The organism is Pseudomonas sp. Sample_9 (assembly GCF_004307535.1).
Lineage (GTDB): Bacteria > Pseudomonadota > Gammaproteobacteria > Pseudomonadales > Pseudomonadaceae > Aquipseudomonas > Aquipseudomonas mercuritolerans.
Genome location: NZ_RAZO01000007.1, coordinates 1 through 15,617 on the forward strand (window position 1 = coordinate 1; position 15,617 = coordinate 15,617).

Consider the following 15,617-nt stretch of genomic DNA (forward strand, 5'->3'; position numbering starts at 1 on the left):
CTGGTCAACCTGTCGGTGATCTTCCATTACTGGATCGGCGGCGAGAAAAAAGGCCTGCGCGAGCTGCTGCTGTTTTTGCTCTGCCCGCTGATCGGTCTGGTGGCCGACCTGTGGCTGATGGTCAGTCTCGATCATCTGGCGGTGTGGCTGGGGCTGAGCTGGTTGGCGATTGGCGTGGTTTACCTCGCCGTGCTCACCAGCGGTTTCCGCCGTCAGCCGCCGGAACTGGATTTTCAGGAAGCCGGCTGAACGTGTCTCAAGCGGCCGGGCTGTTCTGGCGCATGGGCAGTTCGACACGGAACGTCGTGCCCACGCCCGGTTCGCTGCGCACCCGAATGTCTCCGCCATGTTTTTTCACGATGCCGTAGGACAGCGACAGGCCGAGGCCGGTGCCCTGGCCGACCGGTTTGGTGGTGAAAAACGGGTCGAAGATTTTCTGCAAGGTGTCCGGGGCAATGCCCGAGCCAGTGTCGGCGACCTCAACCCAGGCGATGTCTTGCTGCACACCGGTGCGCAAGGTGATGGTGCCACGCTCGGGCCCCATGGCCTGTGCGGCATTGACCACCAGGTTCATGATCACTTGATTGATCTGTGACGGCAGGCACTCGATGTCCGGTAACGGCTGGTACTCCCTGATCACGTCGGCTTTGTACTTGAGCTCGCTGGCAACGATGTTCAAAGTCGACTCGATGCCTTGCTGCAAATTGGCCCACTGCCATTGCTGACTGTTATCGACGCGGGAAAAATCCTTCAGGTCTTTGACGATCTGACCGACCCGGCCGATGCCTTCCTTGGACTCGCGAATCAACAGCGGAATGTCGTCGAGGAGAAAATCCAGCTCGGTCTCTTCACGCAGGCGCTGCAATCTGGCTGCCGCTTCGCTGTCGAGCCCAGGCAGATAGCTCTGATACGCCTCGAGCAGGGCCAGCAACTGTTTGAAATAGCCGTCGAGAGAACCAAGATTGGAGGAAATAAAGCCGATCGGGTTGTTGATTTCGTGGGCGACGCCCGCAGCCATCTGTCCCAGTGACGCGAGCTTTTCCGACTGCACCAATTGGCTTTCCAGTTGCTTGCGCTCGTCGATTTCCCGTTGCAGGGCTTCGCTGGCCTGCTTGAATTCCAGGGTGCGCTGATCCACCAGATGTTCCAGATGATGCATTTGCAACGAGGCCCTTTCGGTCATCTGCCATTTGGTCAGCAGGGTATTGGCCATCTGCTGCACTTCAATATTGTCGAACGGCTTTTTCAGGATCAGCAAGCGGTCGTGCGCCTGCAATCGGTCCAGCAATTCATCCCAGGAATAGTCCGAATACGCGGTGCAGACCACGACCTGCAATTGCGGGTCGTGCTGCCAGAGGTGTTCGATGGTTTTTGCACCGTCCCAGCCGTCGGGCATGCGCATGTCGACAAAGGCCAGTGCGTACGGACGTTGTTCCTGCAAAGCCTGGATCAGCTTGCCCAGCCCTTCCTCGCCACCGTAGGCCGAATCCAGTTCCAGCAATGGGCGCTGGGGACGAACCTGCGCCCCGAACAGTGCGGCCTCCATTTCGTCCAGCTCAACCGATTGCGCCGTGACCGGCGTAAGAATCTTGCGAAAGTCTTCATGAATCGACGGCATATCGTCGATCAGCAGAATGCGGCGGTTCGACAATTCGCTCATGCGTGCTCCGTTACGGTAATCAGCGGTAACTGCAGGGTGAACAGCGCGCCCTTGCCCGGTCCGTCGCTGTGGGCGCTGAGATGGCCGTTCATCTCGATCGCGGCCAGGGCGCAACTGTGCAGGCCGAAGCCGTGGCCTTCCTTGCGGGTGGTGAATCCGTGGGCAAAGATCCGTGCCATATTTTCCGCTGCGATGCCCTCGCCATCGTCCTTGACGCTGATCTGCAAAATGCTGTCATCGACAGTTTTCACTGCCAGAGTCATGGTCCGCGGCCGGTTGTTGAGGTCGGACATTGCGTACTTCGCGTTGCTGATGAGGTTGATCAGGATCAGCAGCAGGCGGTGTTTGTCGCCCATCACTTGCGGCACGTCGCCATAGTCCCTGACCACCGTGACGTGATGGCGGGTCAGGGCACCGGCGTTCATGCGCAAGGCGTCTTCGAGCAATTCATCGATGAACAGCGGCTCGGTCATGCTGCTGGCGCCGGCATAGGATTGCTGAGTGGCGACGATGTCCTTGATGTGGTCGACGCTTTTGCTCATTTGCATCAGCTCATCGGCCATTTCCTGTTGTTCCTGAGCGATCGCAGTGACCAGTTGGTTGAGGTAGGCGGGGAGCAATTTGCCTTTGGCGTCTTCGCGCAAAAATACGCCGAGGTCGTCCGGGTGCTCGTTGATCAACTGCATCGCCTTGGCCAGACCCTGGGTCTTGCTGTTGCGCAATTTTCGCGCAATCAGATCGGAAGAAATATTCACGCTGTTGAGCACGTTGCCGACGTTGTGCAGAACGTTGGTGGCGATTTCCGCCATGCCGGCCTGACGTGCGGCATCGAGCAGTTCGCTCTGTGCGTTTTTCAGTTCGCGGGTGCGCTCATCGACCCGCTGTTCCAGCACATCGTTGGCGGTCTGCAGCGCCGCATTGACCCGGTTGATTTCGGCGAAACTGCCGATCAGGCGGATCGTCAGGCCCACCAGCGACAGCACCAGCAATACGGAAAACAGCAGCATGTAGAAATGGTATTGGCGGTCGATCCTGTCGGCCCGCTGCTGATCGCGATCAAGCAGGGTGGTCATGGTGTCCAGGCGTTCGGCGACGGGGATCGCTTCGATGCTTTCGAGCAATTGATTGACCTGCGGTTGTTCACGGGCAATCAGGGCTATGTGATTGCTCAGAATCCTGATCGGTGCCTGGAATTCTTCCGGCAGCCGTTGTGCATTGACCGCGAGTTTGTTCAGCCCCACCTCGATTTCGGCGGCGCGCTCGGCGCTGGTGACCTGGGCAAATTCCAGTGCACTGAGCAGCAGGTCGTAGGTGTCGGTGGTGATGTTCTGCAACTGCGATTTGTCGAAGTCGGGCAGGTTGGCCAGTTGCTGCTGAATGTCATCCTCGGCGGTTGGCAGGAACGCCAGCGAATTGCGCAGCAAGGCATTGTGCGATTTGAACTGCTCGACCAGTCGGGATTTCTCTTTCATCGCCTGCAGAAAATCGACATGCGCCTGGTGCCATTGCGCCGCTTCGTTGCGCCCATGCCCCGATTCGATGTCGGTAAAACGCTCCCAGAGCTGATTCATCGCGTTCATTGGCGATACCAGCGGGTCGTAGTTGTGCGAGATCGCCACCCTGGCCTTGAGGATCTCGTTTTCCCATAGCGAATCCTGCTGTTTGATCTGCCGGATGAGGTCCCGCGATTCGGTGTATGTCATCGTCTGGTCAGAGCTGGACTTGAAGTACAGAAACAGCAGCACCGAAGCCAGCGCGAATGCGATCAACGACAAGAGCAGCAGGCTGCGGCGCCGCGAAATGTTCATCATGGCTTGCCTTCCCACTGGCCGGTCAGGGTCTTGAGAAACTGAATGATCAGGGCTTTGTCTTCGTTGCCCGGCATGCGCCCCAGTTGATACTGGAACATGATGTCCACCGCCTGTTCGAGGGTCGCCGCCGAGCCGTCGTGGAAATACGGCGCGGTCAGTGCGACGTTGCGCAGGCTGGGAACCTTGAACACCGCACGATCGGCTTCGTCGCCGGTAACATTGAAGCGCCCCAGGTCGGCCTTTGTCGCCTGGCCGCGATCGGCAATGTAGTCGCCGAACACACCGAATTTCTGGAACATGTTGCCGCCAATGTTCACCCCTTGATGACAGGCAATGCAGCCGTACTCCTTGAACCGTTGGTAGCCCTGTTTTTCTTCGTAGCTGAGGATGGCGGTATCGCCCAGCAGGTACTGATCGAACCGGGAACCGGGGGTCAACAAGGTGCGCTCGAAGGCTGCGAGCGCCCGCTGAACATTGACCTTGGTGAGACCGTCCGGGTAGATCGCGGAGAAGCTGCGACGGTAGTCGGGGTCCTCGCCGATGCGTTTGAGGACCGTGTCCCAGTCGCTGCCCATTTCATGAGGGCTGGTGACGACCACATCGCTCTGCTCTTCGAGCGTCTGGACGCGGCCGTCCCAAAACTGGCGAAAGTTCAGGCTGGCGTTGAGCACCGTGGGCGTATTGATCGCCACCGGCTTGCCGTCGAACCCCAGAGACAGCGCGCGGTTGTCGGCACCATTCCTGTCCAGTTGATGGCAACTGGCGCAGGACAGGGTGTTATTTACCGATAACCTGGGGTCATGGAACAGTTGCCGCCCCAGAGCCACGCGCCCGGCATCCTGGCGGGGTATCCCTGGCAGTGGTTTGAGCGGCTCGTTCAGCGGTTCGGCGATAGCGCCGCCGCACAGCAGCAGCGTCAGTACCAGGCGCAGAAAAGCTGTTGGCAGATTCACGGGGCGCTACCGCACAAGGCTGTGTTCATGCCGCGCTGCCCGGGTTTTCGTACGCAGTTTTCGTCGAGAGCATCCCTTTCCCTCATCCTCGGGTTCGTCGGCGGCCATGACCGCTCATCGTATTGAGAGTAGTCGGCCGTTCGTCAGCTTGCCTTCGCAGCACGGCAGAAGTTTAGTGTGGGCAATCGGCAAAATCATCTAGCCTTCATGGCAGATGCGGATCGGTGCGGGGGCAGAGCGCCGCATCGTTCACGTTCACTGTTGTGCTTGAGGCCATCCCATGGAAGAACAATCCACACCGTCCAGTCAGCGCTCCAGAGTGCTGCTGGTCGACGACGAGGAATCGATTCTCAACAGCCTGCGCCGCCTGCTGCGCAGCCAACCCTATGACGTTCTGCTGGCCACCAGCGGTGCCCAGGCGCTGGACCTGCTGGCGCAGCAACCGGTGGATCTGGTGATAAGCGATGCGCGTATGCCCGGCATGGACGGCGCGACCTTGCTGGCGCAGGTGCGCGAACGGCATCCGGGCACTTTGCGGATCATGCTCACCGGGTACGCTGACCCGAGCGCCATCATCAAGGCGATCAATGACGGGCAGATCCATCGTTACATCAGCAAACCGTGGAACGACGAAGAGCTGCTGCTGATTCTGCGTCAGGCGCTCGAGCATCAGCATTCGGAACGCGAACGCCAGCGCCTGGAGCGGCTTGCCCGCGCGCAGAACGCGCAACTGAAACAGCTCAACGGCGCGCTGGAAAAACACGTCGCGGCGCGGACCGCCGAGTTGCAGCAGACCGCTGACATGCTCGATCTGGCGTACGAAGAACTCAAACACAGCTATGTCACCGGCACAGAGGTGTTCTCGCTGCTGGCGAACCTGCGCTTGCCGCCCTCCAAGCAGACCAACCGGCAAATCATCGAACTGGTGCGCGGCTACAGCAAGGTCCATGGCCTGGATGAAGCGTCCAGTCGTGACCTGACCATGGCCGCCGCGCTCTACAACATCGGCAAACTGAGCTGGCCGGACTCGATGATGGTCACGCCGTCGGATCTGCTGCATTCCGCAGAGCGCGAGCGTTATCGCGGCTATCCGAAGCAGAGCGAATCGCTGTTGATGACCCTTGACCCGATGAAAGATGCCGCCCGGTTGATCCTGCATCATCAGGAACACTGGGATGGCAGTGGCTTTCCCGACCGGCTCAAGGGCGATGCGATCCCGTTTGGCTCGCGGCTGCTGAAGCTGGCGGTGGATTTCGTCGAACTGCAACGCGGGTTGATTCTCGAGCGCCAGATGAACAACGACGAAGCGCTGCTGTACCTGCGTCAATACAGTGGCCGGCTGTACGATCCGGAGCTGGTCGAGGCGTTTATCGAGGTGTGTGTGACGTTCCTCAACGATATCGCCCTGATTGATCCGCAGGTCAAAGTGTTGAGCACCCGCGAACTGGTCGCCGGCATGCTGCTGGCGCGCAATCTCAATGCTGATAACGGCATGCTCCTGCTCAACACCGGCAAGGTGCTGAGCGGCCCGCTGATCGAAAAACTGATTGCCTTCGAAGCCATGGAAGGCGGCAAGTACCGGGTCTTCGTCAAAGAGCCCGAGGAGCCAGAGGCCGCGCTCCAGGTGCAGAGCGAACGGGCATGACGGCAGGGGGGCGGGCATGGGATCCTTGGGTTTTTGCCTCAGGGATTTTCCTCGCTCATGCCGCTGACTTCTCACGCTGCGCCCCGCACTCTCCATATCGCCGCTGCGCTGCTGCTCAACCAGCAGGGCCAGACCCTGCTGGTGCGCAAGCGCGGCACCACGGCGTTCATGCAACCGGGCGGCAAGATCGAGGCCCACGAGTTGCCAGTGCACGCATTGGCCCGTGAACTGGAAGAAGAACTCGGGCTGCAGATCGACCCGGCGCAGGCGATTTTCCTCAACAGTTTTTCCGCCCCCGCCGCCAACGAGCCAGGCTTCATCGTGCACGCGGAAATCTTTCAATTGACCATCGATAGCGACGTCTGCCCGGCGGCGGAAATCGAGGAAGTCATCTGGGTCGATCCGGCCACTGATCCGGCGCTCGAGCTGGCGCCATTGACACGCGAACACATCCTGCCGTTTTATCGCCGTTCACTGACGGCACTCGCCTGATCATTCCCGCAAAGGACGTTGCCATGATCCCGTTGCAAGACCTTCTGATCTTTGCCGCCGCCGCATTGCTGATGCTCGAACAACGGCGGACCGCCTGAGGTGTGGATCGAACGGCTGGATGCCAGCCATGCCCTGGCTTACCGCGAACTGATGCTGGAAGCCTATGACCGGCATCCGCAGGCCTTCACTTCCAGCGTGCGCGAACGCGCGGTGATGCCGTTGAGCTGGTGGGAAGCGCGCCTGACCAGCAAGCTCGATGTGGTTCTGGGCGCGTTCGACGACGGCACTTTGGCAGGGATTGTCGGCCTGGCCTTCGAGCCGCGCGAGAAGGCGCGCCACAAAGCCACGCTGTTCGGCATGTATGTCTCGGCGGATTTTCGTCGCAAAGGGCTGGGCTTTGATCTGGTCCAGGCGGCTCTGGCCGAAGCGCAAAAACATCCGGCGCTGAAACTGCTGCAGCTCACCGTGACTGCTGGCAACGACGCGGCTTTTCAGCTTTACCAGCGTTGTGGCTTTATCCAGTACGGCCTCGAACCGCTGGCGGTGCGGGTGGGCGAAGACTACTTCGACAAGATCCACATGTGGCGCCAGCTCTGATCCACCACGAAATCCTTGTGGGAGCGAGCCTGCTCGCGAAAGCGCTTTATCAGCAAACATGTTCGGCGACTGACACGGCGATTCGCGAGCAGGCTCGCTCCCACAGGGAGATCTCTTGATCTGGAGAATCAGCGTACGGCGCTGACGCCATCGAGGGTCGAAAACGAGGTGTCCTTGGCGGTCAGCAGGAAATCGCGCATGTACGGCGCATCGAGCATGTCGGTGCGAATCGCCGCGTACAGCGTCGCGAACAAGCCCTTTTCACCCAACCGTTTGCCCTTCACATAGCCGCGCGAGCTGTATTCGTGCAGCGCCCAATGCGGCATGCCGCAGACACCACGGCCGCTGGCGACCAGTTGCATCATCATCACTGTCAGCTCGGAAGTGCGCACCTGCGCCGGTTCGATGTCGGCCGGTTCGAGGAAGCGCGTGAAGATGTCCAGACGATCGCGCTCGACCGGGTAGGTGATCAACGTTTCCGTCAGCAGGTCTTCGGGAACGATGTACGGCTTGCTCGCCAGCGCATGCTGGTTGGCCACCGCGAGCATGGCTTCGTAGGTGAACAGCGGCACGTAAGTGATACCGGCAATCTCCAGCGGATCGGAGGTCACCACCAGATCGAGATCGCCCCGGGCCAGTGCCGGCAGCGGCGCGAAAGCGAAGCCCGAGGCCAGGTCCAGCTCGACCTCCGGCCAGGCATCGCGGAACTGATCGATGGTCGGCATCAGCCACTGAAAGCAGCTGTGGCATTCGATGGCCATGTGCAAACGCCCGGCGGTGCCACCGGCCAGACGAGCGATGTCCCTTTCAGCCGCGCGCAGCAGCGGCAGGGTGGCATCGGCCAGTTGCAACAGGCGCAAACCGGCACTGGTGAAGCGCACCGGTTTGGTCTTGCGCACGAACAACTGCATGCCCATGCGTTCTTCCAGTTCCTTGAACTGGTGCGACAAGGCTGACTGCGTCAGATGCAGGCGGTCAGCGGCATCGACCAGACTGTCGGCTTCGCGCAGGGCATGCAGGGTTTTCAGGTGACGGATTTCAAGCACCGGCGGGGCTCCATGAACAAAACTTGTGATCAGCGAGGATCTGTTGAGTTTGTCTCATGGTCATCCGGTTGTCGACCATCGCACTTTGAGGGCAGAACAATTCGTCCTTGCTCCCTGCCATTCGCTGGCTGAGAGCAAGGTCGGGCGCCAGTAGTCAGACCCGCTCGAAATGCCCAAGGACCAGAGATTTACTGCCGATTTTCGCGTAAGGCAACGTCGCATCATCGGCATGGGTCAGGAAGCGGTGCTGCGGCAATTTCAAATGCGCGGTTTCGAAGCGGTTGAACACCGGCGTCGCGTTGCGGTAGTGAAAGTGCGCGTACCACAGCAACTGCTGGGGTTCGGTCGTAATGTTCCAGATCTCGTACTCCTGCATATAGTCCGGGTGGCCGCCACGCCGGCCGAGCAATCTGATCGGTTGCGTTCTGCGTATTGCAACGGCGCCTTGCCCGATCAGGTCATCGAGCATGCCATCGGTGGGCTTCTGGCTGGTGAGTGAGCGTTCGGTGCGCAGGGTGCGTCCGGCAACGGTCAGCTCGGCGGCTGCATCGCGCAAGCGCTGGATGAGCGGATGCTGCGCAGAACTGGCGGCGATACGCTCGGCTCGGGTGTTCAGCTCAGCGGCCTGGGTGTCCATCATGTGTTGCAGATCGACCGGCAGCATGCCGCGCTCGGCATTGCTCTGCACGGTCGCCCGGTAGGCCGGGATGCTGTCCAGGCGCTGTCCGGCGTCATTGACCAGCGCGGCGAGACTTACGGACGGCGCCTGGGGGGCTGGAGCCTGAGGGCTGATCTGCCGCGAACGGCCGTCTGGACCCTGTTCCCAGAGTTGCACTTCGCCATCCCTGAGGCGGCGTTCATAAACCCGACGTTGCGACCTCGAGTCAAATTTTTCCGTGCCGTACAGCAGGTTACCGTCCTCAGTGGTGAAGACCCGCTGGGCAGGCTGGCCGGGAGTTCTCGGAGCCGGTGGATCAATTACGCCTCGGCGGGCACGTTCGGCCATCTGCTCCAGGCCGTCGAGCAGCGGTTCGATGGCATCCCGGTGAAAGTGCTCAGGGTAGGCCGTCATCCAGACTGTGATGTGTCGGCGGAAGCGGATATAGGCATCCAGACATTGCGTCAGCATGCGGCTGCGATTCTGCGCAGTGGTTTGCAGATTCGGCAGGTCGTACTGGGTGGTCACCGCCTGTCTGGCCTGTGTCCAGAGTCCGTCCGTTTGCTCGTTGAAGTACATCCAGGAAACGTCATTGTCATAGCCGTAGTTCTTGACCAGCTCCAGGCGCATGTAGGTTTTGTGAAAGAGCAGACGGGTATCGCTGAACTGACGATTGACCAGATTGACAGTTTCGATCTGGCCGACCTTGTCGGATCTCAAGGTGATGCGCTCGTACCACTGATTGAGCTGGAATCTCGTGCTTTCCAGTTCCTCGAATTTTTTTACGTAACCGAGTTCCAGATCGCGAATCCGGGCACGCAAGGCCAATCGCTGTGACCGTGCGCTCGGCGGCAGAGCACTGTGCATGCGTGTCAGCCGCCGGATGTCTTCCAGCACCATGATTGTGCCTGCTGACACTTGGCCGGCGCGCATGGCATATCGCGAGGTCAGGCGTACGGCGAGGGAGCTTTGTACGCGGTTGACGGCCGCTTGTTTATTGCCGCTGGTGAGCGGCCTCAACTCCGCCAACCCCTGATAGCGTTGAGCGCACAGGCGGATTTCTTCCAGACATGCGGTTTCGGCTGCCGGCAACAAGGCCCGCTGGTCGGCGGGGCTGGCGTCCTGGAAAGCCAGTATCGCCCTCTTGCGCGCCTCAACCCCGCTATCGATAACGTATCCCAGGCGTTCCGTCTCCAGTTCCAACTGCTGATGCCGGCGAAACGTACGCTCTGCCCACCAGCGCGGCAAGCGCTGGCGAATCACCGGAGGCCAATAAGGGTCCAGCGCATCGGCCAGATGCCCGGCGACGTTACCGCCGCCACGCAAGCCAGCCTCAGCGGCGGTTCCATAGACGCCGAACCAAGTGTCCCACTGGCCGGTTTCATCCAGGGCGACCGGTTGCTTGTAAGACTTGCGCGAATTGCCGACCAGGCGCCAGTTGCGTGAGCCCGTGCCCAGCTCCACCTGGTAGATGCGCCCCTGACGCTGGATGAAATCGCCGTCGGCATGCCGGTAAACGCCACGGTACAACCCGTGGCTGGCTGGCTCGATCCCGGCCAGGGACAGCGGTAGTTCGTAGTCGTAATCCTGAAAGCGGGCGAGTACATGCCGGGCTCGCCGCTGGGTTTTACCGTGCAAGGCCGAAACGTTGCCCAGCAGCGCATGCAACTGGCGCGCACGTGTCAGGGCGCGGGTGGACCGCGCAAGAGTCGAGGCCACCGCTTCGCCCGGAAGCAGATCCATGAGCGCGTCGATCAATGAGAGAAACATTGACTCGAGCTCCGCCAGCCCGTCTGCCACGTCGCCGCGCAAAAACGCTGCCACGGCCTGATTGGCTGCGTTCCACGCATCGTAAAGCGCGAGGACGGTGCCGACAAAGGGGACCATGCCAATCGCCATTTTTATGTAGTTGAACGCCCGTGGGCCTTTGAGTGCATAGCGTTCGAAGAACAGCGCATCGTTGGAGCGCGAGCTGCCGCGATGGGCTTCGAGCAAGCGACCCATGTGCGCATCGAGGAGGTGCGCGGCCAGCGAAGTGCTTGCCGGCCAGCGTGCGCCGACTTCGATAATGGCGTCGAAGTTTTTTTCATGCGCCTGACCGATGCGGCTGACATGCGCGCGAACATTGCCCTGCAAGGCCTTGCCCGCCAGGTATTCGATCCAGCGGTCACTTGCGCACAGTGTGAACAGCCCTTTGCGCGCTGATTCGAGACTGTCGTAACGGCGGAAAAATTGTTGATCCGGACTGTCCGGCAGGTAGAGCAGTGTAGTGCCGCTGATCTGCTCTTCAATGAAGGTCACGCCGGACAAGGTCACCGGACCTTCGCGTGGGGTGTCTTTGCCGCCAGTTTTAAGCGCGACCGGCAGCAGTACGATGCGCTTGCCTTGAGCGCGCCAGGCTTCAGCGGTATCGGCGCCGATTGCGATGTTCACCACCTCAGCCTCATTGCGATCGAGGTGTTGCTGTGCACGCGCATTTTCACTCTGGATCTTCAGCAGCAGGCGCCAGGGTTCGATCAGGCCTTCGCGCCGATGCTGTCTGACGAACAGCGCTTCGCCGGGCGCGCCATTAAAGGCTTCGAGGATCCTGCGCTCATAGGCCTTGGGCAGGTCCAGCTCCGGCAGGACTTTACGCAGATAGCTCAGGTTGATGCCGTTGAGCAGACGGTTGCGATCCTGTTGGCGCGCGGCACTGACCTTCACCCGCATGAAAATCAGGCGTTGCGACAGTGAGTCATTGAGCACTGACTGAACGTTGTCGATGTTCAACTGGGCGAGGTCTTCCAGTGACATCGTGCTGCGCGTGGCGCCGGGCACGATCACCGTTTTACGCCGCGGGCCGGTGGGGGTGGCTTCCACTACGGTTTCGGTTTTGGTGGAATCGGGCAATTCGACCTGCACGGAAAAATAGCCCTCGGTGGCAAAGTCCTTGCGCAGGCGCGCGTACAGATGTTTACGGGTGAAGTCGTCGCGCGGTTCCAGTGCCAGTGTCATCAGCGCGTGGCTTTTGCGCATCGCCTCGATATACGCCTTGATGCGCTCTTTGAGCGCAGCCCGCTCGCTTTTCTGCAAACGCACCAGCCAGCTCGGCAGATGAGTGGCCAGAACACCGCTGCGCTGCTGCTCTTGCTCGTGCGCGAACATCAGACTCCTGGCGGCGCTGACCGGCACTTGCAGAGCGGCTGTGCAATCCTGGCGGAGAATTTCCAGTGCATCGGCATGCCCGGACTGATCGCGCAGGGTGGCGGTCCGCGTCTCGCAATCGACGATCAGTGCGTTGAGGCAATGACGCAGCGGGTCCGAGGCGATGGCGTCGAGTTGCAAGGCCGATTCGCTGTCCTGCTCGCTGATCTTGAAAAAATCGAGTGCCAAGGTACGGCGATCGGGAAAGCGTTGCAGACCACCGCCGCTGCCTGGGCAATACAACAGCAGACTCGTGTTGGAGGCGCGGTCCGCCAGCGCAGCTTGCCGAGTGAATACCAGTACACCCTTGAGCGTTTCGCGCTGCACCGTAGTGATCGTGTCGCGGGTTTCGCTCAGCGAAAGTGTCAGGCTGGCGGCGATCCAGTCTGCATCGCGTGCACTGGCCACAGGCTTGTCCAGAACGGCTTTGAGCAGGTCGTGTTCGGCGCTGTCGATTTGCCCGAGTAGCGCTTGCAGCTTCGCCTCGGCGTACAAGCCATCCTTGTGAGCCTGACAAATCGCAGCGAACGCCGTGTCGCAGACGGGGGCGTTGTCGAACAACAAGGTGCTGACCTTTTCGCAGGCTTGCTCGGCACTTTCCAGCGCTTTCAGGGCGTCCTGGCATTGTTGCAAGCGTGTGCCGTCCGGGTCGTTGGACAGCAAGTGTTCAAGTGCATCGCGCTCGCGGTTGAGCGAGGCGTGTCTCAGGGCCAGCGGAATGCCTGCGGACAGGCTGCCGAACAACGGAGGGGCGTCACTTGCGATGGGTTCTTGCGCAGTGAGCGCTTTGGCCGGTGTTGCAACGATGATCGCTGTGCTGCGCTGATGGTCAATCAGATCGACATGCAACAGCGCTTGCGCAGCGTGTTCGCGCAACCCGGGTTTGCCCCGGTTGGTGTTGCGCAAGGCATTCATCTGCGCCTGCTGCCGGTCGGCGAACAGATCGCTGGCGCCGGTGATCATCGGATCTGTCGCTGCGCTGTAATCGAAGCGCTGGATCTGGCGTGGCAGGCCGCCAGGGATCTGTACCTGACCGGCGAGCCACGTCTGCAGATCCACTCGATTGTCGAACGCCTGAATGCACGCGGGGCGGCAGGGCAGGTAGAGCAGCGCTCGCGCCGTTGCCCGGTCCCCCGTGCTGATCACCCAAGCCCCCGGCAGTTTGACTTTGCTGTGATTGCTCAGCACCAGTGCCGGTTTTTCCAGGTGAACGGACTGCCCCTTGAACATCGCTGGGGTGGAACCTGAATCAACGATTTGCTGCAGCAGGTCGCGCTGTTCGGCGTTGATGACTTTACTGGCGTAAGCGGCGTCAGCGCTCGCTTCGAAATGTGATCGGTATAGCTCGGTGGCGCGTGTGCGTCGCGAAACCGGGGTGCCGGGCGCACGTGCTTCCCAGAACTCGGCCCAGCGGGTGGCGTGGGCGCTCTGCGGGTCGAGCGGCTTGAGTTTGGCCAGCAGTTGCAGCGGTTTCAGGGTGTACAGCGGGTGATCAGGCTTCAGGCCGATAACGTGGCAGTGCTGGTCCAACGAGGTTTCCAGCGCCGAATGTTGTACGACAAAAGCGCAGGCGTCGGTAAGACTGACAAAATGCTCCGGCTGGGTTTGGGTGGCAATGAAGCCGAATCCGGTTTTTTCGCCGTCCAGTTGCAGGTGTTGTCGCAGCGAAGCGTTGATCGTATCGCGCAGCGCGGGGCTGCTCGCAAACAGTTCACGCAGGCCACTGCTGCTGTCGCGCCAGTGCTGATTGGCCCGTAACAAAAGACTTTCGTCGATGGACTCAGGCAGCGCCAGGGAGGTAGCGAACGACTCCGGGGGCGCTGGCGGCAAATCCAGGGTAAGGGGTTCGAGCATGGTGGATGACTCGCAAGGGGGGAGCGGGGCATCCGCTCCTGTTCAAGTCATTCAAAAGAATTTGCGCCGGAGCATGGCGGTACAGGGATATTGTTTGCAGCGCCTGCATGACCGCTCGGCACTCTTCATCAAACTGTCATGCAAGTGTGGCAGCGCGCTCGCACGAACTTCATCAGACTCGCGCTCTACTGGGGTGCTGCGTTTTGGTGTTTTTCATGTTCAAGAGATTTATTTCAGTCGCGGCCGCGTTGGCCGCGCTTGTGTTCGGGGCCGGCTCGTTGGCAGCCGGGCGCTGCGATGTGAACGTGCCGACCGAGCACGCCGATCTGCCTGCGGTCAGCCTTGCCTATCAGAGCATCGGTCGTGCATCAGACCCGGCGCTGTTGCTGGTCATGGGCCTGGGGGGCCAGTTGATTCATTGGCCGGATGAGGTGGTAGTCGCGCTGTGTCAGCAGGGTTTCCGGGTGATCCGCTATGACAACCGCGACGTCGGCCTCTCGACCTGGCGGCAGGCGCCCATCGAGGCCAATCTGACCTTCGAAGTGCTGCGCTACAAGCTCGGTTTGCCGGTCTCGGCCCCGTACAGCCTGACCGACATGGCCGACGATGCGCTGGGTTTGATGACGGCGTTGAAGGTCGAGCAATTCCACGTGCTCGGCGCGAGCATGGGTGGAATGATCGCCCAGCACATGGCGGCGATGGCGCCGCAGCGGGTGGAAAGCCTGACGCTGATCATGACCACTTCCGGCGCTGAAGGCTTGCCGGCACCGAGTGCGGCGCTGGTGCAATTGCTTTCACGGCGGGGCGCGCCGAACCGTCAAGTGGCGCTGGAGCAGCAGGCCGATCTGCTCGCGGCACTCGGTAGCCCGGCGGTGACTGATGATCGCCAAGCGTTGCTGCAACAGGCGGCGGCGTCCTACGACCGCGCGTTCAACCCCGAAGGCGTCAAACGGCAGATCATGGCGATCCTTGCTGAACCCAGTCGCGTGGCTTTGCTCAATCAATTGCGTGTGCCCACGCTGGTGGTGCATGGCACGGCTGATCCGCTGCTGCCGGTGATGCACGGCGTACATCTGGCGGCGCACATTCAGGGCAGTCAGTTGAAGCTGATTCCGGGGCTGGCGCATCGCTTTCAGGAGGCGTTCAAGGAACCGTTGCTGGCGGCGGTGCTGCCTTATCTGCAAGCGCATCGTGAGGATACTTCGCACTGGGCGCGGGTCGAGCCGGTGGTGGGCAGGAATCTGCTGTGAGCCAGAAAGAGTCCCCTCACCCTAACCCTCTCCCAGAGGGAGAGGGGACTGACCGAGGTGTCTTGTGCTCTACGCCGATCTGAATGACCGAGTCGATTATGAATTCGGTGAATGCGTTCACGTTGACACCACCATAACCGACTCGGTTTTCACCGATCCATAGTCGACTCGGTGTCTCACGTCGATGTACCTCGCAGGACACCTCGGTCGGCTCCCTCTCCCTCGGGGAGAGGGCTGGGGTGATGGGCTTTTGATCTTAGCTGTGCAAACGCACCCAGACCGTTACCAACACGGTCGCCGCCATCAACCAGGCCACCGCCGCCACGGCCAGCGATGCTTCCAGGCGCATGCGGTCGACCATCACGTACAGCGTCGCCAGATAGACGAAATACGGAATGATCGACCACATCCCAAACACGATCGTGGTCTTCAGATCGTCGACCGAACGGCCCTTGCCGACGATGTAGT

At 60.7% G+C, this 15,617-nt stretch carries 10 protein-coding genes and 1 pseudogene; 5 read left to right on the plus strand and 6 right to left on the minus strand.

Going from position 1 to position 15,617, the window contains the following annotated elements:
- Positions 1-249: pseudogene (locus tag D6877_RS00470) on the plus strand (amino acid permease); the annotation flags it as partial.
- Between the two features lie 7 nt (positions 250-256).
- On the opposite strand, the gene D6877_RS00475 reads toward D6877_RS00470, so the two are convergent.
- Genes D6877_RS00475 through D6877_RS00485 form a run of 3 tightly spaced genes read right to left on the minus strand, consistent with a single transcriptional unit; the run spans position 257 to position 4,418 of the window.
- A complete protein-coding gene (locus tag D6877_RS00475) occupies positions 257-1,660 on the minus strand; it encodes an ATP-binding protein (RefSeq protein WP_130909507.1) in 1,404 nt (467 codons plus the stop codon).
- Positions 1,657-3,471 (minus strand): DAHL domain-containing protein, encoded by a 1,815-nt coding sequence (locus D6877_RS00480; RefSeq protein WP_130909508.1) that lies wholly within the window; start codon positions 3,469-3,471, stop codon positions 1,657-1,659. Before D6877_RS00480 ends, D6877_RS00475 begins: the two co-directional genes overlap by 4 nt.
- Entirely contained in the window at positions 3,468-4,418 is a 951-nt protein-coding gene (locus D6877_RS00485; RefSeq protein WP_241662824.1) for a cytochrome c peroxidase, read from the minus strand. The genes D6877_RS00480 and D6877_RS00485 overlap by 4 nt, the downstream gene beginning before the upstream one ends.
- 286 nt (positions 4,419-4,704) lie before the next feature.
- Between D6877_RS00485 and D6877_RS00490 the strand changes: the two genes are divergently transcribed.
- The 3 genes from D6877_RS00490 to D6877_RS00500 all read left to right on the plus strand — a co-directional run bounded on the left by D6877_RS00490 (position 4,705) and on the right by D6877_RS00500 (position 7,158).
- Entirely contained in the window at positions 4,705-6,069 is a 1,365-nt protein-coding gene (locus D6877_RS00490; RefSeq protein WP_130909509.1) for an HD domain-containing phosphohydrolase, read from the plus strand.
- Between the two features lie 57 nt (positions 6,070-6,126).
- Positions 6,127-6,561 carry an NUDIX domain-containing protein gene (locus D6877_RS00495; protein ID WP_130909510.1) on the plus strand — a complete coding sequence of 145 codons (435 nt, stop codon included), beginning with the start codon at positions 6,127-6,129 and terminating at the stop codon, positions 6,559-6,561.
- Between the two features lie 99 nt (positions 6,562-6,660).
- Positions 6,661-7,158 carry a GNAT family N-acetyltransferase gene (locus tag D6877_RS00500; protein ID WP_130909511.1) on the plus strand — a complete coding sequence of 166 codons (498 nt, stop codon included), beginning with the start codon at positions 6,661-6,663 and terminating at the stop codon, positions 7,156-7,158.
- A 128-nt stretch (positions 7,159-7,286) separates the two neighbouring features.
- Here D6877_RS00500 and metR read toward each other — a convergent pair whose 3' ends face one another.
- Complete coding sequence (gene metR, locus D6877_RS00505) at positions 7,287-8,204, minus strand: transcriptional regulator MetR (protein ID WP_130909512.1); 918 nt, start codon at positions 8,202-8,204, stop codon at positions 7,287-7,289.
- A gap of 154 nt (positions 8,205-8,358) precedes the next feature.
- The gene (locus D6877_RS00510; RefSeq protein ID WP_130909513.1) at positions 8,359-13,899 is read right to left on the minus strand and encodes a DUF6543 domain-containing protein; all 5,541 of its coding nucleotides are present in this window, start codon (positions 13,897-13,899) and stop codon (positions 8,359-8,361) included.
- A 215-nt stretch (positions 13,900-14,114) separates the two neighbouring features.
- Between D6877_RS00510 and D6877_RS00515 the strand changes: the two genes are divergently transcribed.
- Positions 14,115-15,149, plus strand: a complete 1,035-nt coding sequence (locus D6877_RS00515) for an alpha/beta hydrolase (RefSeq protein WP_130909514.1) — start codon at positions 14,115-14,117, stop codon at positions 15,147-15,149.
- A gap of 256 nt (positions 15,150-15,405) precedes the next feature.
- On the opposite strand, the gene D6877_RS00520 is transcribed toward D6877_RS00515, so the two are convergent.
- Positions 15,406-15,617, minus strand: a 212-nt coding sequence (locus tag D6877_RS00520) for a GlpM family protein (RefSeq protein ID WP_178083609.1), incomplete at its 5' end; no start/stop codon positions are given.